Origin of the sequence: Wenzhouxiangella limi, from assembly GCF_010499265.1 — a bacterium.
Classification (GTDB): Bacteria; Pseudomonadota; Gammaproteobacteria; order Xanthomonadales; family Wenzhouxiangellaceae; genus Wenzhouxiangella; species Wenzhouxiangella limi.
The window spans coordinates 43328-63357 of sequence record NZ_JAAGSC010000031.1; the positions used below are offsets into that span (position 1 = coordinate 43328).

At 65.4% G+C, this 20030-nt stretch carries 21 protein-coding genes; 16 read left to right on the forward strand and 5 right to left on the reverse strand.

Annotation, left to right across the window (positions count from 1 at the left end; all coding sequences use genetic code 11):
- Positions 1–12 precede the first annotated feature (12 nt).
- Genes murB through amaB form a run of 3 tightly spaced genes read right to left on the reverse strand, consistent with a single transcriptional unit; the run spans position 13 to position 3613 of the window.
- Positions 13–1035 carry a UDP-N-acetylmuramate dehydrogenase gene (murB, locus tag G3I74_RS01780; protein ID WP_164209655.1) on the reverse strand — a complete coding sequence of 341 codons (1023 nt, stop codon included), beginning with the start codon at positions 1033–1035 and terminating at the stop codon, positions 13–15.
- Positions 1022–2056 carry a quinone-dependent dihydroorotate dehydrogenase gene (locus tag G3I74_RS01785; RefSeq protein WP_164209658.1) on the reverse strand — a complete coding sequence of 345 codons (1035 nt, stop codon included), beginning with the start codon at positions 2054–2056 and terminating at the stop codon, positions 1022–1024. Before G3I74_RS01785 ends, murB begins: the two co-directional genes overlap by 14 nt.
- 27 nt (positions 2057–2083) lie before the next feature.
- Positions 2084–3613 (reverse strand): L-piperidine-6-carboxylate dehydrogenase, encoded by a 1530-nt coding sequence (gene amaB, locus G3I74_RS01790; RefSeq protein ID WP_164209661.1) that lies wholly within the window; start codon positions 3611–3613, stop codon positions 2084–2086.
- 181 nt (positions 3614–3794) lie between these two features.
- On the opposite strand from amaB, the gene rpoE reads away from it, so the two are divergent.
- From rpoE to pdxJ, 12 genes are all read left to right on the forward strand, one after another.
- A complete protein-coding gene (gene rpoE / locus G3I74_RS01795) occupies positions 3795–4376 on the forward strand; it encodes an RNA polymerase sigma factor RpoE (RefSeq protein WP_164209664.1) in 582 nt (193 codons plus the stop codon).
- Between the two features lie 21 nt (positions 4377–4397).
- Positions 4398–5006 carry a sigma-E factor negative regulatory protein gene (locus tag G3I74_RS01800; RefSeq protein WP_164209667.1) on the forward strand — a complete coding sequence of 203 codons (609 nt, stop codon included), beginning with the start codon at positions 4398–4400 and terminating at the stop codon, positions 5004–5006.
- A 4-nt stretch (positions 5007–5010) separates the two neighbouring features.
- Positions 5011–6015 (forward strand): MucB/RseB C-terminal domain-containing protein, encoded by a 1005-nt coding sequence (locus G3I74_RS01805; RefSeq protein ID WP_164209670.1) that lies wholly within the window; start codon positions 5011–5013, stop codon positions 6013–6015.
- Between the two features lie 15 nt (positions 6016–6030).
- Entirely contained in the window at positions 6031–6522 is a 492-nt protein-coding gene (locus G3I74_RS01810; protein WP_164209673.1) for a SoxR reducing system RseC family protein, read from the forward strand.
- A 31-nt stretch (positions 6523–6553) separates the two neighbouring features.
- Entirely contained in the window at positions 6554–7972 is a 1419-nt protein-coding gene (locus G3I74_RS01815; protein WP_164209677.1) for a Do family serine endopeptidase, read from the forward strand.
- Positions 7973–8070: 98 nt separating this feature from the next.
- On the forward strand, positions 8071–9876 hold the full coding sequence (gene lepA, locus G3I74_RS01820) for a translation elongation factor 4 (RefSeq protein WP_164209679.1): 1806 nt from the start codon (positions 8071–8073) through the stop codon (positions 9874–9876).
- Positions 9877–9891: 15 nt separating this feature from the next.
- Entirely contained in the window at positions 9892–10668 is a 777-nt protein-coding gene (gene lepB / locus G3I74_RS01825; RefSeq protein WP_164209682.1) for a signal peptidase I, read from the forward strand.
- 27 nt (positions 10669–10695) lie between these two features.
- Positions 10696–11064 carry a DUF4845 domain-containing protein gene (locus G3I74_RS01830; RefSeq protein WP_164209687.1) on the forward strand — a complete coding sequence of 123 codons (369 nt, stop codon included), beginning with the start codon at positions 10696–10698 and terminating at the stop codon, positions 11062–11064.
- A complete protein-coding gene (rnc, locus tag G3I74_RS01835; protein ID WP_164209690.1) occupies positions 11021–11752 on the forward strand; it encodes a ribonuclease III in 732 nt (243 codons plus the stop codon). Before G3I74_RS01830 ends, rnc begins: the two co-directional genes overlap by 44 nt.
- Complete coding sequence (gene era / locus G3I74_RS01840) at positions 11745–12635, forward strand: GTPase Era (protein WP_164209693.1); 891 nt, start codon at positions 11745–11747, stop codon at positions 12633–12635. Before rnc ends, era begins: the two co-directional genes overlap by 8 nt.
- 6 nt (positions 12636–12641) lie before the next feature.
- Complete coding sequence (recO, locus tag G3I74_RS01845; RefSeq protein ID WP_164209696.1) at positions 12642–13343, forward strand: DNA repair protein RecO; 702 nt, start codon at positions 12642–12644, stop codon at positions 13341–13343.
- The gene (pdxJ, locus tag G3I74_RS01850; RefSeq protein ID WP_164209699.1) at positions 13340–14086 is read left to right on the forward strand and encodes a pyridoxine 5'-phosphate synthase; all 747 of its coding nucleotides are present in this window, start codon (positions 13340–13342) and stop codon (positions 14084–14086) included. The genes recO and pdxJ overlap by 4 nt, the downstream gene beginning before the upstream one ends.
- Here the strand turns inward: pdxJ and G3I74_RS01855 are convergent.
- Positions 14065–14847: a response regulator gene (locus G3I74_RS01855; RefSeq protein ID WP_164209702.1), complete on the reverse strand. Its 783-nt coding sequence runs from the start codon at positions 14845–14847 to the stop codon at positions 14065–14067. The genes pdxJ and G3I74_RS01855 overlap by 22 nt on opposite strands.
- Positions 14848–14933: 86 nt before the next feature.
- Between G3I74_RS01855 and G3I74_RS01860 the strand changes: the two genes are divergently transcribed.
- On the forward strand, positions 14934–16889 hold the full coding sequence (locus G3I74_RS01860; protein WP_164209704.1) for a hypothetical protein: 1956 nt from the start codon (positions 14934–14936) through the stop codon (positions 16887–16889).
- On the opposite strand, the gene G3I74_RS01865 is transcribed toward G3I74_RS01860, so the two are convergent.
- Positions 16848–17699, reverse strand: a complete 852-nt coding sequence (locus G3I74_RS01865; RefSeq protein WP_164209707.1) for a cytochrome C assembly family protein — start codon at positions 17697–17699, stop codon at positions 16848–16850. The two genes, G3I74_RS01860 and G3I74_RS01865, sit on opposite strands and share 42 nt — an antisense overlap.
- Positions 17700–17773: 74 nt before the next feature.
- Here G3I74_RS01865 and ffh point away from each other — a divergent pair, with 74 nt between their 5' ends.
- The 3 genes from ffh to rimM all read left to right on the forward strand — a co-directional run bounded on the left by ffh (position 17774) and on the right by rimM (position 20021).
- Entirely contained in the window at positions 17774–19147 is a 1374-nt protein-coding gene (gene ffh / locus G3I74_RS01870; RefSeq protein WP_164209727.1) for a signal recognition particle protein, read from the forward strand.
- An 89-nt stretch (positions 19148–19236) separates the two neighbouring features.
- Positions 19237–19500: a 30S ribosomal protein S16 gene (rpsP, locus tag G3I74_RS01875; RefSeq protein WP_164209730.1), complete on the forward strand. Its 264-nt coding sequence runs from the start codon at positions 19237–19239 to the stop codon at positions 19498–19500.
- Complete coding sequence (gene rimM, locus G3I74_RS01880) at positions 19500–20021, forward strand: ribosome maturation factor RimM (protein ID WP_164209733.1); 522 nt, start codon at positions 19500–19502, stop codon at positions 20019–20021. Before rpsP ends, rimM begins: the two co-directional genes overlap by 1 nt.
- Positions 20022–20030 lie beyond the last annotated feature (9 nt).

Genomic DNA, 20030 nt, shown 5'->3' on the forward strand with positions numbered 1-20030 from the left:
CGCGGCCGGGCGTCAGGCGCGGCCGATCAGGATGGGTTCCGGCTCCAGCCGAACGCCGAAACTCCTTTGAATGTCGGCCCTGATCGCATCGACCAGCGCGCCCAGCTGTTGCGCCGAAGCCCCGCCGCGGTTAATCAGGACCAGGGCGTGATTCGGGTAGACGGCCGCGGCGCCCACTGACTTTCCCTTCCAGCCGCGTTGCTCGATCATCCAGCCGGCGGCCAGCTTGACCTGACCGTCGGCCATCGTCCAGTGGGGCAGGTGGGGATGGTCGGAAAGCAGGCTTGAGGCAAAATCTCCGCTGACCACCGGGTTTTTGAAAAAGCTGCCGGCATTGGCCAGCCGGGCCGGATCGGGCAGGCGGTGGCGGCGCAGTCGCATGACGGCTGCAGTAAGCGCCCGCGGTCCGGGAATCCGATCGCCATGACGGCGCTTGAGTTCGGCCGCGAGGCTCTGGTAGCCGATCTGCGGCCTGAATTCATGCCGCAAACGCAGCGTGATGGAAGTGATCAGAAAGCGGCCCCGGTCTGCGTCCCGGAAACGGCTGGCGCGATAACCGAAGCCGCACGCTTCGGCGGGAAGCTGTCGCAGGCGGTTTTGCCGCCAGTCCCAGGCCGTGACCGACTCGAGCACGTCGGCAATTTCCACGCCGTAGGCGCCGATGTTCTGGATCGGGGCTGCACCCACCGAGCCGGGGATGAGAGCCAGGTTTTCCAGACCGTGCAGGCCGTGGTCCAGGCACCAGCGAACCAGTCGATGCCAGTTCTCGCCCGCGGCAACGCGCACGCGGCTGTCCCGTTGGCTGGCGCGTTCCACCGAAATGCCGCGTAGACGGTTGACCAGCACCGTGCCCGTCCAGTTGGCCAGAAAGATCGTGTTTGAACCCCCGCCCAGCACCAGGAGGGGGTGGCCGTAGGACAGCCCCGCCAGCTGATCAAGATTGTCGAGGAAGATGACTTCTGCCGCCCGGGCTGGCAGCCGAAAGGTGCTCAGCGCCGCCAGGTCGGCGTCGAATCTGCGCTCAGGCTGCGGCATGGGGCGCGCTCTTGCCCCAGGCATGGGTGCAGGCGCGGATCAGTCCGGGGCCTTCGTAGATAAAGCCGGTATAAAGCTGGACCAGGTCGGCGCCCGCCGCGTGCTTTTCCCGGGCATCGTCGCCGGAGTGAATGCCACCGGAGGCCAGGATGGGAAAGTCGGGACCCAGGACAACGCGGGCGCGGGCAAGGACTTCGGTGGATGAAGCCATGAGTGGCCGGCCGCTCAGGCCGCCGGTCTGTTCGGCATTGGGGTGGTCTTCAACCGTGGCCCGGCCCAGCGTGGTATTGGTCGCGATCAGACCGTCGAGCCCGGAATGGCCGATGACTTCCAGCGCCGCATCCAGGGCCTTTTGATTCCAGTCCGGCGCAATCTTGACCACGATTGGGCGGTAGGTTTCGCTTTTGGCCTGCAGCGCGGTCCGCGCCTGAACCAGTTCTTCCAGCAGTTCCTTCAGCGGCCCGGTGTCCTGCAGCTCGCGCAGGTTGGGGGTATTGGGCGAGGAGATATTGACGGCGATGTAGTCGCACTCCCCGTAAAGCTTTTCCAGGCAGATCCGGTAGTCTCCGGCCGCCTGGTCGGTGGGCGTGTCTTTTTGACGGCCGATATTGGCGCCGACCACGCCGTCGTACCGAACCTGTCGCAGGCGTTGTGCGAGGTGATCGACGCCCTTGTTGTTGAACCCCATGCGATTGATGATGGCTTCGTGTTCAGGCAGCCGGAACAGGCGCGGCCTGGGGTTGCCCGGCTGGGGTTTGGGGGTCACCGTGCCGACCTCGATATGACCGAACCCGAGTGCGCCCAGAGCGTCGATGAAATCACCGTTCTTGTCGAAGCCGGCGGCCAGGCCGACCGGATTGGGGAAGCTCAGCCCCATTAGCTCGACCGGATGTTCAGGACGCGGGCCGGCAAAGACCCGGCTCATGCCGGTCAGCTGCCCGGCCGCCATGGCGCGCACCGCGACCTCGTGCGCTGTCTCCGGCGACAGCAGGAACATGCCCTTTCTCAGCCAGCGATACATCGCAGTCCCGCCGCGCCGCCGGCTTGCTCAGAGGCCAAACTTGATGCCCTGGGCCAGCGGCAGTTCCGTCGACCAGTTGATGGTGTTGGTCTGGCGGCGCATGTAGGCCTTCCAGGCATCCGAGCCCGACTCGCGTCCGCCGCCGGTTTCCTTTTCTCCGCCGAAGGCGCCGCCGATTTCGGCGCCCGAGGTGCCGATGTTGACGTTGGCGATCCCGCAGTCCGAACCGCGGTGGGACAGGTAGTATTCGGCGCTGCGCAGGTCGGTGGTGAAAATCGCCGAGGACAGGCCCTGACGGACGTCGTTGTGCAACTGCAAGGCCTCTTCCAGGGTCTTGTAGCGAATGACGTACAGAATGGGCGCGAAGGTCTCTTCCTGGACGATGTCCCAGTGGTTTTCGGCGCGAATGATGGTGGGTTCGACGAAAAAGCCTTCACCCTCGATGCGCTTGCCGCCGGTCAGGACTTCGCCGCCGGCCTGGCGGGCGCGCGCGACGGCCTGCTCGAAGCGCTCGACGGCCGCGGCGTCCGTCAGCGGGCCCATCAAGGTGCCCGGCTCCAGCGGGTCGCCGATACGGACCTGCTGGTAGGCCTTGACCAGGGTATCGCTGACATCATCGGCGATCGATTCATGCACGATCAGGCGGCGGGTGCTGGTGCAACGCTGACCGGCGGTGCCGACCGCGCCGAATACGATGCCCGGAATGGCGATCTTGAGATCGGCGGTTGGGTCGAGAATGATGGCGTTGTTGCCGCCCAGTTCGAGCAGGCTTTTGCCGAAGCGCCGAGCAACGCGCTCGCCGACCATGCGGCCGACCTGACTGGAGCCGGTAAACGACATCAGGGCGACGCGCTCATCATCGATGAATCGCCCGGCCAGCTCGTGGCCCGATTCCATGAAAGAGGTGAACACCGGCGGGTAGTCGGTATCGGCCAGCGCTTCGTTGACGATGTTCTGGACGGCTGCACAGCACAGCGCGCCTTTCGGTGACGGCTTCCATACCGTGGCATTGCCGCAGATCGCCGAGAGCAGGGCGTTCCAGGCCCAGACCGCGACCGGGAAATTGAACGCGGTGACCACGCCGACCACGCCCAGCGGATGCCACTGCTCGTACATCCGGTGGCCCGGCCGCTCGGAATGCATGGTCTTGCCGTAGAGCATGCGCGACTGGCCGAGGGCGAAGTCGCCGATGTCGATCATTTCCTGAACCTCACCGTCGCCTTCAGGCTTGATCTTGCCCATTTCCAGCGCGACCAGGCTGCCGAGCGGATCCTTGTAGTCCCGAAGAGCATCGGTGACCCGGCGCACCGCCTCGCCGCGAACCGGGGCGGGGATCATCTTCCAGGCCTCCGCTGCTTCCTGCGCCACGGTGATGACGCGGTCATAATCGGCCTCGGTGGCTGCACTGATTCTGCCGATGACCTGGCCGTTGGCGGAGTTGATGGCCTCGAAGGCGCGGTCAGCTGAAGGCGTGGACCACTGCCCCGGGCCGAAACAGGCGCCGGGCTGGAGGTCGGGAATGCCGAGTCGATCGAGAATCTGCTGCTGTTTGCTCATGTGCTTGGAAGCCTTTTCGATGGTTTTCGATAGTGGCTGCCATTATCGCACCGCGCCGGGCGGACTGCAGGGGCGCCCATGCTATTCTTCCCGTGCTTCACTCCTCGCGACACGAAACTAATCGATCGGGCCGCTGTCCAGAACAGTGTCCCGATCGTCGGACAGCCGCAAGACAAGGCCAATGGGCGAACGGGAAGTTGATCAGCTACTGGTAGAGCGAGTCCAGAAAGGCGACAAGCGGGCCTTCGACATGCTGGTATTGAAGTACCAGCACAAGATCATCAGCCTGGTGTCGCGCTACGTTTCGGACCATGCCGAGGCCATGGATGTTGCCCAGGAGGCGTTCATCAAGGCCTACCGGGCGCTCAAGCGCTTTCGCGGCGACAGCGCCTTTTATACCTGGCTGTACCGGATCGCGATCAACACGGCCAAGAACTACCTGGTGGCGCAGAGCCGCCGTCCGCCGCAGTCGGATGTCGACGCCGGTGACGCGGAACAGTACCAGGTTGATTCGCGGCTGAAGGATCGCGCTTCGCCCGAACACGAGCTACTGCGAGAAGAGATCGAGCAGACCATTCATGATGCGATTGCCGAGTTGCCGGAAGACCTGCGGATCGCCATCACCCTGCGCGAGATGGAAGGCATGAGCTACGAGGAAATCGCAACGACCATGGAGTGCCCCATCGGCACCGTGCGCTCGCGAATTTTTCGGGCCCGCGAAGCCATCGATCAGCGGCTCAGACCGCTGCTTGACAACCAGTGAAACGGAATAACGAGAGTAATCATGACTGAAGCCAACCGAGAGCAGCTTTCCTGCCTGATGGACGGTGAACTCGAGCGCCGGGGGCGCGATTTCCTGGTGCGGCGCCTGGCCGGCGACCGCGAACTGGCGGATCGATGGCAACGCTATCACGTGATCAAGGCCTGCCTGCAGCGCGAGTTTGCCGGCGAGACGGGTCTCGCCGGCCGCGTCGCTGCCGCCCTGGACGACGAGCCGGCGTTGCCGGAGCGCAGGGACTCCGCGCTTGGCCGATGGCTCAAGCCGGCCGGCGGCATGGCGATTGCCGCCAGCGTGGCCGTCGCGGCGCTGGTGGGCATCAACTCCAGCGTTCTCGAACAAAGCCAGGGCGAGCGTTCAGCCGACCAGCCCGGCTTTGTCAGTCAGGCTACGGCCCTGGATCGGCCGTTCAACCAGCCGCTGGTGCCCGTCAGCCTCAACGAAACCTCGGCCGCGGACCGCCAGCGGCTCAATACCTACCTGCTGCGTCATAACCAGGCTGCCGGCAGCTCGGGTTTCGTCTCCTACGTTCCGATCGTGGTCGGCGCGGGCAACCTGCCGTCCGCGCCGCAGGCCAAGCCGGATTCGGCGCCTGCAGGATCGCGGGGCCGCTGAAACGATGAAGCCGGGCAGGAGCTGGCGAAGTGGGCTGCTCGGCCTGGTGCTGAGCGGCCTGGCGATGGTTCCGGCGCAGGCCGACGAAGACGTCAGCGCCTGGCTGGATCGAATGTCCAGGGCGGTTGATTCGCTCAACTACCGTGGCACCCTGGTGCACATGCGCAACGGCCATGTCGACACCCTGCGCATCATTCACCGCGCCGACGAAAACGGCATTCGCGAACGAATCTATTCCATGGACGGCCAGCCGCGCGAGATCCTGCGCGAGGGCAATCAGGTGCGGACGCTGCTGGAGGGCAATCAGCCGCTGATCGTGGAGGGTCGCATCGGGGCCCGGCTTTTGCCGCATCTGCCGGTCAGCCAGCTTTCGAGTCCCATCCTGGCCTATCGCATGGACTTTGCCGGTACCGAGCGGGTCGCAGGCATGAATACCCGGGTGATCGAGATTCGGCCCCGAGATCAGTTCCGCTACGGCCACCGGTTCTGGCTGGAAGAAAAAACCGGCATGCTGCTGCGGTCTGCCCTGCTGGATCACGCCGGCCGGCATTTGCAGAAACTGACCTTTGTTGATATCGAGCTGGGTGTGCCGATCAGCGACAGTGAGCTGGCCCCGGCCATTGAAGTGCGTGACGCGCCGGAAGCCACGATGGACGAACATTCGGTGCCGCCGCCGGCGGCTGCGTCGGAACTGCGGCAGGCGTCCTGGACGCCTGCGCGCCTGCCCGACGGCTTTCGCCTGGCCAGCGTGGGAAGCGGGGTCAGTGCCGAAGGCCGGCCTTTCGAGCACCTTCTTTTCAGCGATGGTTTGACCAGTTTCTCGGTCTACGTTGAAGAGGCCGGAGGCGGACAGGCGAGCGAACGCATCGACGCGATCGGCCCGGTCCACGTCTACACCGGCATGGTTGAGCAGAACCGCGTCACGGTGGTCGGAGAAGTCCCCCCGGCCACCGTTGCCCTGATTGCCCAGCAGTTACAGCGGCGTGATAAGTCCGGGTCCGACCGCTGATCGCCGGCGTCGGTCATGACCTCGTCGGGACATGTCTGGCAGGCCGGCGTCGTGGTGCATTCCACTGAAGCTGCCGCCCGGATTCGCTTCGAACCGTTGACGCATTGTCAGCGCTGCCTGCGGGGCGAGGGCTGTGGGGCGGGCGTGTTCAGTCGGCTGTTCGCCGGCCGCCGGGCCGAGCTGGATTTGCCTACAGATCACCGACTGGCGCCGGGACAGCCGGTGCGCGTCGGCATCCGGTCCGGCACGCTGGTGCGATTGGCGGTCGTGATCTACGGCCTGCCGGTGGTGGTCTTCATTCTGGCTGCAGCCGCGACTGCTACGCTCCTGGCCCCGGGTTGGGAACAGGATGTGCTGAGCCTGCTCGGCGGTCTGGCGGCAGCCGCGCTCGCGCTGGTCTTTGTCGCTCGCCGGCGCACGGGGGCGTTGAACCCCATCGTGGAAACACTGTCTGCAGGGGCGGGCCGTCCGAGGCTTGAATCGGGCCCCGACCAAGGCCACATCTGAACTCGAGGCACTACCCTCAAATGGAGATTGCATGTTGAACAAATCATTGACCGTATTCGTTCTGGGGCTGGGGCTGGCGCTGCCGCAGGCTTGGGCCCAGCCGGGTGAGGACTTCACCGACCTGGTCGAGGAATCCGTCCCGGCTGTGGTCAACGTCGAGACCATCCGCTTCGGCTCCCGGCCCACCCAGCGCCAGCAGGCGCCCGACGATCCGGGCGAAGATATCCCCGACATGTTCCGTCGCTTTTTCGACATTCCCTTCGGCGAAGGAGGCCCCGGTGGGGGACGGCCTGACCGGCGCGGCGGTGGCTCCGGCTTTATTATTTCCGAAGACGGGCTGATCGTGACCAACCACCACGTCATTGATGAGGCTGACCAGGTCGTGGTGCGGCTGGCCGACCGGCGCGAGTTCGAAGCCGAAGTGATCGGTTCGGACGCCCAGACCGACGTGGCCGTGCTGCGCATTGATGCTGACGATCTGCCCACGCTGGATTTCGGTGATTCGAGTGATCTGCGGGTTGGCGAGTGGGTCATCGGCATTGGCTCACCGTTTTCGTTCGAGCAGACGGTCACGGCCGGCATCGTCAGCGCCAAGGGCCGCACCCAGGGTCGTCAGCAGTACGTCCCCTTCATCCAGACCGACGTGGCGATCAACCGGGGCAACTCCGGCGGGCCGCTGATTCGCACCGACGGAACCGTGGTCGGCATCAACTCCTGGATCCTGAGTTCCGGCGGCGGCAATATCGGCCTGTCGTTCTCGATTCCGATCGAGGTGGCGCGCAACTCCATCGACCAGCTGCTCGAATACGGTCGGGTCTCGCGCGGCTATCTCGGCGTCGGGATCGAAGTCATCACCCGCGAAAAAGCCGACGCCCTCGGCCTCGACCGTCCGGCCGGGGCGCTGGTCAACCGCGTCGAGCCCGATAGTGCTGCGGCCGAGGCCGGGATCGAGGTTGGCGACGTGATCGTCGAGTTCAACGGCCAGCCGCTGGACGTGTTCTCCGAACTGCCGCCGCTGGTCGGGATGGTCCGGCCCGGCAGCGAGGTGCCGGTGGTGTTGTCGCGCTGGGGTGAGGAAATCACCAAGCAGGTGACGATCAAGCAGCTCGATGAGGAACAAGCCATGGCCCAGGGGTCGCAAGGCCCCGACCGGGAACCCAGCAACGCCCTGGGTCTGGCCGTCGAGTCCATCGACGCTGAAACCCGGCAGCAGCTCGGCGACCCCGACGGCGGTGTGGTCATCAGCGGCGTGGAAAGCGATGCGGCCTACCGGGCCGGCGTGCGCCGCGGGCAGGTCATCCTGATGATCAACAACCAGAGCATCGGCGGGATGGCTGATTTCAGAGCGATCGTCGAGGATCTGGAGCCGGAGCGCTCGGTCGCGCTGCTGCTGCACAGCCCGAACGGTTCGACGACCTTTGTCGCCTACACGCCCGAGACCGATGACTGAGCGATGCAGCCCGGCTTGCCGGGCCTGCTTGCCGCTATAATCGGGTCTTTGAGATACGCCGCCCCTGGCTCGGCCGGGGGCGGCGAAATTATTGGACCATGAGTCAAATAGCCCGAATCCGCAATTTCTCCATCATCGCCCACGTCGATCACGGCAAGTCGACCCTGGCCGATCGTTTCATCCAGCTGTGCGGCGGCTTGACGGAGCGGGAGATGGCCGAGCAGGTGCTCGATTCGATGGACATCGAACGCGAGCGCGGGATCACGATCAAGGCCCAGAGCGTCACCCTGAATTACGATTGCGACGCCGGCAATCGCTACCAGCTCAACTTCATCGACACGCCCGGCCACGTCGATTTTTCCTACGAGGTCTCGCGGTCGCTGGCCGCCTGCGAGGGCGCGCTGCTGGTGGTCGATGCCGCCCAGGGCGTGGAAGCCCAGAGCGTGGCCAACTGCTATACGGCGGTGGAGCAGGGTCTGGAGGTCATTCCGGTCATCAACAAGATCGACCTGCCGGCCGCCGATCCCGACCGGGTCCGCCACCAGATCGAAGACATCATCGGCATTGATGCCTCCGACGCCCTGCTGGTCAGCGCCAAGACCGGACTCGGCATTCGCGAGGTGCTCGAGGCCATCGTGGCGCGTATTCCGCCGCCTGTCGATGCCGAGGAAGGCCCGCTGCAGGCGCTGATCATCGACTCCTGGTTCGACAATTATCTCGGCGTCAACTCGCTGATCCGGATCAAGCAGGGTCGCTTGACGCGGGGCGAGAAGGTTCGCGTGATGTCGACCGGAGAAGAGCACCAGGCCGACCAGATTGGCATCTTCAATCCCAAGCGCACCCCGACCGAGGTCCTCGGCTGCGGCCAGGTCGGGTTCGTGGCCGCCGGCATCAAGGAGGTCCACGGCGCGCCGGTCGGCGACACCTTCACCCGCGCGCGTCAGCCGGCTGAAGCTCCCCTGCCGGGTTTCAAGCCGCTCAAGCCCCGGGTGTTTGCCGGCATTTTTCCGGTCGATTCCAGCGACTATCCGGATCTGCGCGAGGCGCTGGACAAGCTGCAGCTCAACGACTCGGCGCTGCAGTTCGAGCCGGAGACCTCGGTTGCCCTTGGCTTCGGTTTTCGCTGCGGCTTTCTCGGCATGCTGCACATGGAGATCGTGCAGGAGCGCCTGGAGCGAGAGTACGATCTGGATCTGATCACCACCGCCCCGACGGTGATTTATGAACTGGCGCTGACCGACGGCGAGATCGCGACCCTGGACAACCCGGCCGGCCTGCCGCCGGCCAACAAGATCAGCGAAATCCGCGAACCTGTGATCCTGGCCAATATCCTGGTGCCGCAGGATCACGTCGGCGCGGTGATCGGGCTGTGCGAGGAAAAGCGCGGGACGCAGAAGGACATGCGCTTCCTCGGCGGCCAGGTGCAGCTGACCTACGAGTTGCCGCTGTCGGAAGTCGTCATGGACTTTTTCGATCGCCTCAAGTCCTGCTCACGCGGGTTTGCTTCGTTCGAGTACGACTTTGTTCGATTCCAGGCCGGACCCTTCGTGCGCCTGGATCTGCTGATCAACGGCGAGCGGGTCGATGCCCTGAGTACGATCGTGCATCGCGATGTCGCAGAGCGACGCGGGCGCGAGCTGGCCGAGCGCATGCGCGAACTGATTCCGCGCCAGATGTTCGACATCGCCATCCAGGCTTCGATCGGATCGCATATCATTGCCCGTTCGACGGTCAAGGCCTACCGCAAGAACGTGACCGCCAAGTGCTACGGTGGTGACGTGACCCGCAAGCGCAAGCTTCTGGAAAAGCAGAAGGCCGGCAAGCGGCGCATGAAGCAGGTCGGTCGGATCGAGATTCCGCAAGAAGCCTTTCTGGCCGTGCTGCGCACCGATAACGATAAATAAAGACGTCAATCTTTCATGGACTATGCCCTGATTCTGACCGTTCTGACCCTGATTACGGGTCTGCTCTGGGTGCTGGAACGTTTCTGGATACGACGCCGCTTCGGCGAGACCGAATCCGGCCCGGCGCACTGGCTGGCCAGCGTGGCCTCGCTGTTTCCCATCCTGCTGCTGGTGCTGGTCTTTCGATCGTTTCTGTTCGAGCCGTTCAAGATTCCGTCGGGTTCGATGATCCCGACCCTGCAGATCGGCGATTTCATCGTCGTCAACAAGTTTTCCTACGGTTTGCGACTGCCGGTGCTCAACCGCAAGATTATTTCAACCGGCGAGCCCGAACGCGGCGACGTCATGGTCTTCCGCTTTCCCAAAGATGAGCGGGTCAACTACATCAAGCGCGTGGTCGGCCTCCCGGGCGACTCCATTACCTACCGCAACAAGGTGTTGTTCATCAACGGCGAGCCGGTAGAGCAGGAACCGCTGGGCCACTGGGAGGGCGAGGGGCTGAACCGCAACCCGCCCGGCCGAACGCCGATCGAGCGACTGGAGTATCTCGGTGAGGAACCCCACTCGATACTCATCTTTCCCGACCAGCCCGACCGTGGGGTGCGGACCTGGACGGTGCCGGAAGGCCACTACTTTGTGTTGGGCGACAACCGCGATCAGTCGCTCGACAGCCGGGCCTGGAATTTCGTGCCCGAAGAGAACCTTGTCGGTCGTGCAACGTGGATCTGGATGCACTGGGACTGCGGGCGCGGCTGCGTGGTCTGGGAACGGATTGGTGATAAGATTCAATGATTGCCAGTCTGAATGGGGATCGGGACAATGAAGCAGATCAATCGCACACGGGGCATGACGCTGATCGGGTTCCTCCTGGTCCTGGCCCTGGTGTTGTTTGCCGCCTACATGGGCATCAAGCTGGTCCCGATCTATCTCAACCATTTCTCGGTGGTCAGCGAAATGAAGGCGGTTGCATCGGAACCCGGTACCGCCAACATGCCGCCCCAGACCGTACGGCGCAATCTCATGACCCGCATGGACGTCAGCTACGTCAAGCATGTTCGGCCTGAGGATGTGCGCGTCGTGCGCGGCGACGGCGTCAACCTGGTGGTCAGTTATGAAGTCGAAGAGCACTTGATCGGCAATATCGATGCCATTATCCGCTTCCACCGCGTCGAGCCGCTCAGCAATTAGCGAGATCGATCAGCTTCCGGGCATCGCCTACCGGTTCCGCGATCCGTCGCTGCTGACGCGGGCGCTGACGCACCGCAGTTTCGGCGCCGGCCACTACGAGCGCCTGGAGTTTCTCGGCGACAGCCTGCTCAACCTGGTGGCGGCCGATCTGCTCTACCATCGCCGGGTGCACGCCACCGAAGGTGATCTCAGTCGCCTGCGCTCGCGCCTGGTGCGCGATATCACCCTGGCCGAAATCGCCCGCGAACTGGACTTGAGTCGCTACCTGCGTCTGGGCCAGGGGGAACTGCGCAGCGGCGGCTTTCTCCGCGAATCCATCCTCGCCGACGTGGTCGAGGCGCTGATCGGTGCGGTCTACCTGGACGGCGGCTTCGAGGCCGCGCGCCGGGTCGTGGCCGAGCTGATCGGTGAACGCCTGGCCGGACTGCCCGATGCGGACCAGCTGAAAGATCCCAAGACCCGGCTGCAGGAACTGCTGCAGTCGCGCGGTCATGGACTTCCCGTTTACACCGTGCTGGCCGAAAGCGGCGCCGATCACGCCAAGCGCTTTCTGGTCGAGTGCACGGTCGGAGACCTGGTTGCACCGGTCCGGGCCGAGGCCGCCAGCCGGCGCAAGGCCGAGCAGGCGGCGGCACGCCTGGCTTACCAGGCCATCCTGGATCGGAGCCTTGGTGGTCCCGATGACTGAGCGCCGCTGCGGCCATGTCGCCCTCGTCGGACGGCCCAACGTGGGCAAGTCGACGCTGCTCAATGCCCTGGTCGGTGAGCATCTGGCCATTGTTACCCACAAGCCGCAGACCACGCGCCACCGGCTTGTCGGCGTGCTGACCGAGGCGCGCGGCCAGATTGCCCTGGTCGACACGCCAGGGCTGCATCAGCGCCGCCCGCATGGCCTCAACCGGCGCCTGAATCGCACCGCGGTCGCGGCCCTGGACAGTGTGGATGTGGTGGTGATGGTGATCGATGCCGCGCACTGGACCGCCGAGGACGACCTGGTGGCCGATCGGGTGGCACGCTTCCCTGGACCGCGTGTGCTGGTAATCAACAAGATCGATCTGCTCGACGATCGTTCCAGTCTGCTCGAAATGACCGCCCGCCTGTCGTCCCGATTGACCCCGACTGCCGTGCTGTACACGACCGCCAGCAAAGGCGATGGCCTGGGCGATCTTGTCGATGAACTGTTTGCCTGTCTGCCGCCGGGTGAACCGTTCTATCCGGCCGACGAATTCACCGATCGGCCGGCGCGCTTCCTGGCCGCAGAGCTGGTGCGCGAGCAGCTGATGCTGCAGCTGCACCAGGAAATTCCCTACGGCCTGACCGTGCAGGTCGAGCGCTACGAGCAACAGGCCCGCCGACTGTGGATCAGCGCCCTGATCGTGGTCGCTGAAGATCGTCACAAGGGCATGGTCATCGGCCGCCAGGGCCAGGTTCTCAAGCGGGTGGGTTCGCGCGCTCGTCGCGAGATGGCCGAGTTGCTCGGCCAGCCGGTACACCTGGAGTTGCATGTTCGCACCCGCGCCGGCTGGGTCGACGACGAGCGCGCGCTCGACGAGCTGGGCTTCGCCGACTGAGCCGTCTTGAGTCGGCTGGTCTCACAGCACTGCTGGATTTTGCACCGACGGTCCTGGCGCGAAACCAGCCTGCTGATCGAACTGTTCAGCCAGGAGCATGGCCGGGTGGGCCTGGTGGCGCGCGGCGCGCGGTCGGCACGCTCGGCCTGGCGGGGTCTCGGCGAGCCTTTCGTGCCGCTGGAGTCGGAGTGGCTGCGGCGCGGCGAGCTGGGCACGCTGGTCCGGCTGGAACAGACCGGCCCCCGTCCGGCGCTCAACGGCAGAGCGCTGTGGTGCGCGCTCTACGCCAACGAACTGCTGCTGACGCTGATCGGGCGCGATGAGCCGCTGCCGGAGCTGTTTGCGGCCTACGCCGGCCTGCTGCATGCGCTGGGGTCGGATGCCGGGCTGGGGGGGTCGCTGCGCGCGTTCGAACTGGACTTGCTCAACGCCCTGGGCGTGGCGCCGGATTTCGAGCGCGAGGCGCATTCCGACCGGCCGATCCAGCCCGACGGCCACTATCGGCTGGAGCCGGAAGCGGGATTCACCGCGGTCGATCCATTGGCCCGCAACGTTTACGCCGGAGCCGCCATACTGGCCCTTTCCCAAGGCGGGGATGCGAGCCTCGAGCATCGGCGCCAGGCCCGCGACATCACCCGTGTTCTGCTGGATCACCAGCTGGACGGACGGATACTGAAAACCCGAGAACTGTTCAGGAGCACGCAATGACTTCGCCTTTGCTTGGCGTCAATATCGACCACGTGGCCACCCTGCGCCAGGCGCGGGGCACGTCCTATCCCTCGGTTATCGAGGCTGCCGCCGTGGCCGAGGCGGCCGGTGCCGATGCCATTACCATCCATCTGCGCGAGGATCGTCGCCATATCCAGGATGCCGATGTCGTGACCCTCATCGACCGGCTCAAGACCCGCATGAATCTGGAGATGGCCGTGACCGACGAGATGCTGGCGATCGCCGAAAGAATCCGTCCGGCCGATGTCTGCCTGGTGCCGGAGCGCCGGGCGGAGCTGACCACCGAGGGCGGACTCGACGTGCTTGGGCAGCCGTCGCGGATCGAGGAAGCGTGCCGTCGCCTGTCAGCTGCCGGGATTCGGGTGTCGCTGTTCATCGACCCCGAGCCCGAACAGGTTGCCGCTGCACAGGCGACCGGTGCGAGCGTGGTCGAACTGCACACGGGCTGCTACGCGGAAAGCCGGGGAGAGCAGACCGAGCGCGAACTGGACCGTCTGCGCCGTGCTGTCGCCGCGGGTCTGGCGGCCGGCCTGCAGGTCAACGCGGGTCACGGCCTGCATGCCGACAATGTGGGCGCCGTCGCGGGGCTGGCGGGTGTGCGCGAACTCAATATCGGACATGCGCTGATCGCGCGCGCGCTGTTCATCGGTCTGGATGCGGCCGTGCGCGAGATGAAGCGGGCGATGCAGACCGGTGTCGCTCAGGCCGGCGAGGTTTCCTGAACGCTGAGCGCCTGACCGGTGGCCTGTGCGGTGCGCAGGAATTCCACGTAAGCGCTGCCCGCTGAGGGTTCGTTTGGCTGCAGCAGGCACTGGCGCAGGTCGCCGCAGACCTGATGCAGCCGCGCCGCGCCGGCAAACCCGCAGGCACCGCGCCACTGGTGCAGCAATTCGGCGGCCCGGGCATGCTCGCCGCTGCCGATCATGGCATCCAGCTCGGGCAGTTTTTCGCTCAGTTCGGCGGCAAACAGGCGGCTCATGCGGGCCACCAGCGCAGGATCGCCGTTGGCAGCATCCAGGGCCTGCTCCGGGGCAATCAGGCGGGTTTCTTCAAGCCGGGTTTGAGGCAGCGCATGGGCTTCGACGCCGGGTGCGACCTGCTCCAGGATGGCGGCCAGTAGTTGCGGGATCGTGATCGGCTTGTTGAGATAGCCGTCGACGCCCTGGTCAAGCAGACGGGCGCGCTCTTCGGGTCTGGCGTCGGCGGTAAGCATCAGTATGGTGGCATTCTGCGAGGGGCTTTCGGACTGGCGTATGCTTTGACACGCGATCAGACCGTCCATGTGCGGCATATGAAGATCCATCAGCACCACGTCGAAGCGCCGGCGCTGGCACAGCGCCACGGCGGCCCGTCCGTCCTCGGCCGCGGCGACCTCGCCGACCACGCCGGACAAGCCGGCGTGCAGAAACTCGCGGTTGATGTCGTGATCGTCCACGACCAGCACGCTCAACCGGCCCAGGATCTTGTCGGCAGATGAACTCATCGGGTCAATATAGCCGGATCCCACGTCAATGCAAGAGGCTGGTTGCGGGCCTGTGCCTGGGGGCCTGCGCGGTCGGGGCCGCGTCCGTGCTCGATCTGCAGTCCGGTCCCGGCCGGCTCGGCCCGTTGTCCTGGGAGGCGCTGGAACTTCGCCGTTTGCCGGGGCAGGAGCGCTCGCCCGGACTGCAGGTCGAGCTCACCGGCCTGGGCCTGGGTGATGGTTTGCCGTCCGGGGACCTGGCGCTGACCTGTCGACGCTGGGCCTGGGCAAGAGGCGGCGCCGGCTGCAGCGGCGGGCAGCTGGCTGTCCCAGAGGAGTGGCTGGCGCTGGACGGAGAGCTGGATCTGACGATTGCGCTCGGTCCGGCTGGAGGGTATCGGATTCGGCTGGAGCATCCCCAGTTGCTGGCCGAGCTGGACTGGTCGCAGGAAGCGGGGGCGGTGCTTCGTCTGGACCGTCTGGATCTCGATGTCATTGCTCCGATGATCGACCCGCTGCTGGCGCTGAGCGCGCTGGGCGGTGCTGCGACCGGCACGGTGCGCGTTGACGAAGACGGCATTCGCGGCGAGCTGGCGGTGGACGGCGCGTTTTTCGACACACCTGACGGGCTTGCGGCGGGTGACGGGATCGAACTGGAGCTGGAGGTGGCCAGCGCGGCCAGCGAGGCGGAATTCAGGGTCTCGCTCCGGCAAACCGCCGGCGAACTGTTGCTGGGTCCGGTCTACCTGCCGCCGCCCGAACAACCCCTGGCACTGGAGGCCGACCTTGGGCTCGCCGAGCCGGGAAAGATTCAGGTTTCCCGCCTCCGGCTCAGCGACCCGGGCGGTCTGACGCTGTCGGGCAGCGCGACGCTGGCCGACAGCGATTCTGGCTGGCAGCCCGAGCGGCTGAGCGTTGATGCGCTGGACGTGGACCTGGCAACCCTCTGGCCCCGCTGGCTGGACGGGCCCGCAGCCGCGGTCGGGTTTCCGGACCTGGCCGCTCGGGGGCGTATTCAGGGCACCCTGGACTGGGCGCGCGCGGGCGCCGGGCGGATTGATCTTCGGGCCGAGGGCGTGAGCTTGCGCGATTCGCGCGGTCGCGCCGGTGTTCAGGGGCTCAGTGGCGAACTCAGCGGAACCGACGAGGCACTGCGGATCGCTTTCGGCTGGGAGGCGCTGGCGCTTCTGGGGCTTGACCTGGGCGGGGCGCAGGCGCGGCTGCATTACGACGAAGTCGGCCTGCGCCTGCTCGAGCCGGTGCGCGTCGCCCTGTTCGACGGGGCTCTGGTGATCGACGGGCTGGCTTTGCTGGTGGCGCCGGACCTGGAGTCGCAGCTGGTGCTGGATGCGCGTATCGAGCCGGTCGATCTGGCCCGGCTCACGCGCGCCCTGGACCTGCCCGAGCTCGGCGGCCGGCTCGCGGGCCGGTTTCCCGGTGTGACCTATCGCGACCAGCGACTGGCCTTTACCGGCGGGATCGAGATCGACGCTTTCTCCGGACGGATCGGCGTGGAGCAGCTGGTCATCGAGCGGCTGCTCGGCAGCGCGCCGGCGCTCTCAGCCCAAATCGAACTGGAACGTCTGAACCTGCTTGAACTCACCGGTGCTTTCGGCTTCGGCCGGATGGAAGGCCAGGTTTCCGGCTGGGCGCACGACCTGCGGCTGCTCAACTGGCGTCCGGCCGCCATGGATGCGCGACTGTATACGCATGAAGATGTGCCCCGGCGGCGCATCAGCCAGCGGGCGGTCGACAACCTGTCGAGCCTGGGCGGTGGCGGAAGCGCCGTGATCTCTGGCACGATTCTGCGGCTGTTCGAGGATTTTCCGTACCGCCGGGCGGGACTGGCGTGTCGGTTGGCCAACAATATCTGCCACATCGACGGCGTCGCGCCGCACGAGTCCGGCGGCTTTTTGATCGTCGAGGGACGCGGCTTGCCGCACCTGGACATCGTCGGCCATCGGCGCCTGGTCGACTGGCCGCAGCTGATGGATCAGCTGGCTGGCATGATCGAGCGCGGATCAGCCCAGCCCGGTGAGGGCCAGGGCGGTTCGAGTCCATGAGCGATCCAGCAGCTGCTCGAGGATGAACTTGCTGCCGAAGTACGCCAGCACCAGCGTCACCATGGCCACCAGGGTCCAGTTGACCGCCCGGCGCCCGCGCCAGCCCTGCCACCAGCGCGCGCCGAGGAGCAGACCGAACAGAATCCAGGAAATCACCGACAGCACGGTCTTGTGCAGAAGGTGCTGGGCCAGCAGGTCGTCGACGAAGGTCAGTCCGGCCGCCAGGGCCACGGTCAGCAACAGCCAGCCGGCCAGGATCAGGCGGAACATCAGCTGCTCCAGCACCACCAGTGGCGGCAGCATTTCCAGCTGGCGGATCGGCCGTGGATGCCGAAGAAGATAATCCTGGATCCACAGCAGGATGGCGTTGAGGGCGGCGATGGTCAGCAGGCTGAACGCCATCAGCGCGGTCAGGATATGCAGCTTGAGCATTGCCGGCAGATGGCCAAGGTACATTGCCCCGGGATGCCCCAGCCACTGCAGCCAGAGCACCAGTGCCGCCCCTGGAAACACCAGGATGCCGGCCTCCATGGACCGGGTGCCCACGCCGGTCAGCACGAGCACCAGCGCGATCATCATGGTCGCCAGCGAGAGGATATTGACAAAATTGACGTCCAGGCCCATGGGTGTGGCCAGGCGTAACCACACGAATACCGCATGGCCGACGATCGCCAGTAATGCCAGCAGGATCGCCGCCCGCCGCCAGCGGCTGGTATCGAGATAATGGCCTCTGGCCAGGCCGAAGCCCGCGCCCAGGTAAAGCAGGCCGGCAAGAAGGGCAATCAATGCGCTGGCGGACAAATCGGGCAACCTCGTTTTCGAATGAGCATCGGACGACCAGTATAATGATTCGTTGTGTTCTTTCCCAAGGGTAAGCTGCTGCCATGTTCGATCAGTTGAGTCAACGCCTGACCGGGTCTCTCGAGCGTCTGCGCGGGCGCGGTCGGCTGACCGAGGACAATATCCGCGAGGCGTTGCGCGAGGTGCGCGTTGCCCTGCTGGAAGCCGACGTGGCGCTACCGGTGGTCAGGGACTTCATCGCCCAGGTCAGCGAACGGGCAATCGGCCGCGAAGTGACGGCCAGTCTGAAGCCGGGGCAGGCGCTGGTCAAGGTGGTGCACGAAGAGCTCAAGCGTCTGCTTGGCGAAGAGCAGGTCGGGCTGAACCTCGATCGCCAGCCGCCGGTGGTGATCCTGCTGGCCGGCCTGCAGGGCGCGGGCAAGACGACGACCGCCGGCAAGCTGGCCCACCAGCTCAAGGAACGCCACGCCAAACGCGTACTGCTGGCAAGCTGCGACGTGTATCGACCGGCGGCCATCGATCAGCTCGAAACCCTGGCCGGCCAGGTGGAAGCGGATTTCTTTCGCTCTGCCGAGACCGCTGACGCGGTCCGGATCGCCGCCGATGCGGTGGCCGAAGCCCGGCGCCGCTTTGCCGAGGTCGTGATCGTCGATACCGCCGGTCGGCTGGCGGTCGACGAGGCGATGATGGATGAAATTCGCCGGATTCACTCCGCGATCGATCCCGCCGAAGTGCTGTTCGTGGTCGACAGCATGACCGGCCAGGACGCCGCCAATACGGCGCTGGCCTTCCACCAGGCGCTGCCCCTGACCGGCGTGATCCTGACCAAGACCGACGGCGATGCCCGCGGCGGGGCTGCCCTGTCGGTGCGCCAGATCACCGGCGCGCCGATCAAGTACCTGGGTACGGGCGAGAAGATTGACGGGCTTGAGCCCTTTCATCCCGATCGTCTGGCGTCGCGGATTCTGGGCATGGGCGACGTCCTCAGCCTGGTCGAGGAGGTCGAGCGCAAGGTTGACCAGAAAAAAGCGCGCGCCCTGGCCGGCAAGGTCGGCAAGGCCTCGCGACGCTTTGGCATGGACGACCTCAAAGAACAGCTGCAGCAGATGGAAAAGCTCGGTGGCGTCGGCTCGATGCTCGACAAGCTGCCGGGGATGAACCGCCTGCCGGAGGCGGCACGTGCCCAGATGGATGATCGCCAGACCCGACGCATGATCGCCGTGATCAATTCCATGACCCCGAAGGAGCGGCGCTATCCGGACCTGATCAAGGGTTCTCGCAAGCGCCGCATTGCCCTGGGTTCCGGCCTTCAGATCCAGGACGTCAATCGCCTGCTCAAGCAGCACAAGCAGATGCAGAAAATGATGAAAAAGGTCGGCAACAAGGGCGCGATGTCGAAGATGATGAAGCGACTTCCCGGGGGCGGCGGTATGCCCGGCGGCGGCATGCCCTTCTGAGCGGGGCGATCAGGCTTCCTTTTGCAGCGTCCGCGCGATAGAATGGCGAGTTTGCCGTTACAACAACCAGTTTTTCGCAGGAGTTTTTGATGGTCAAGATTCGTTTAAGCCGTGGCGGTGCCAAAAAGCAGCCGTTTTATCAAATCGTGGTGACCGACAGCCGCAGCGGCCGGGACGGCCGCAATATCGAGCGGCTCGGCTTCTTCAATCCCGTAGCCCGCGGTCAGGAAGAGCGCCTTCGGCTGGACACCGATCGGGTGGATCACTGGGTCGGCGAGGGTGCGCAGATGAGTGAGCGTGTCAGTCACCTGGTCATCGAGGCCCGCAAGGCGCAGCAGTCCGCAGCAGCCTGATGAACGCCGGGTCCGCCGGGGATACGGTCGTCGTCGGCCGCATTCTCGGCGCCTGGGGCGTTCAGGGATGGATCCAGGTCTACTCCTGGACCGATCCGCCCGAAGCGCTGTTCACGTATCAGCCCTGGTATCTCGGCGGACCTGACCGGGCCGTCGCCCTGCTTGACTGGAAACGCTCCGGCCAACGTCTTGTCGCCCGGCTGCCCGACGTTGATTGCCCGGAAAAAGCGGCCGCCCTGGCCGACGCCTCGATTCTCGTCGGCCGTTCGCAGCTCCCCGATCCCAGACCCGGACAATACTACTGGCACGATCTCATCGATCTGGAGGTTTTCAATCTCCAGGGTCATCGCTGGGGCCGCATTACCCGCCTTCTGCCGACCGGGGCGCACGATGTCCTCCAGGTTGTCGGGGAGGACAAAAAGACCATCCTGATTCCCTTTGTGCCCGATCGGTTTATTCGTGAGGTCGATCTCGCTGCAGGCCAGGTCCGGGTCGACTGGCCGCGGGAGTGGGAGGATTGAAGGTGGCGG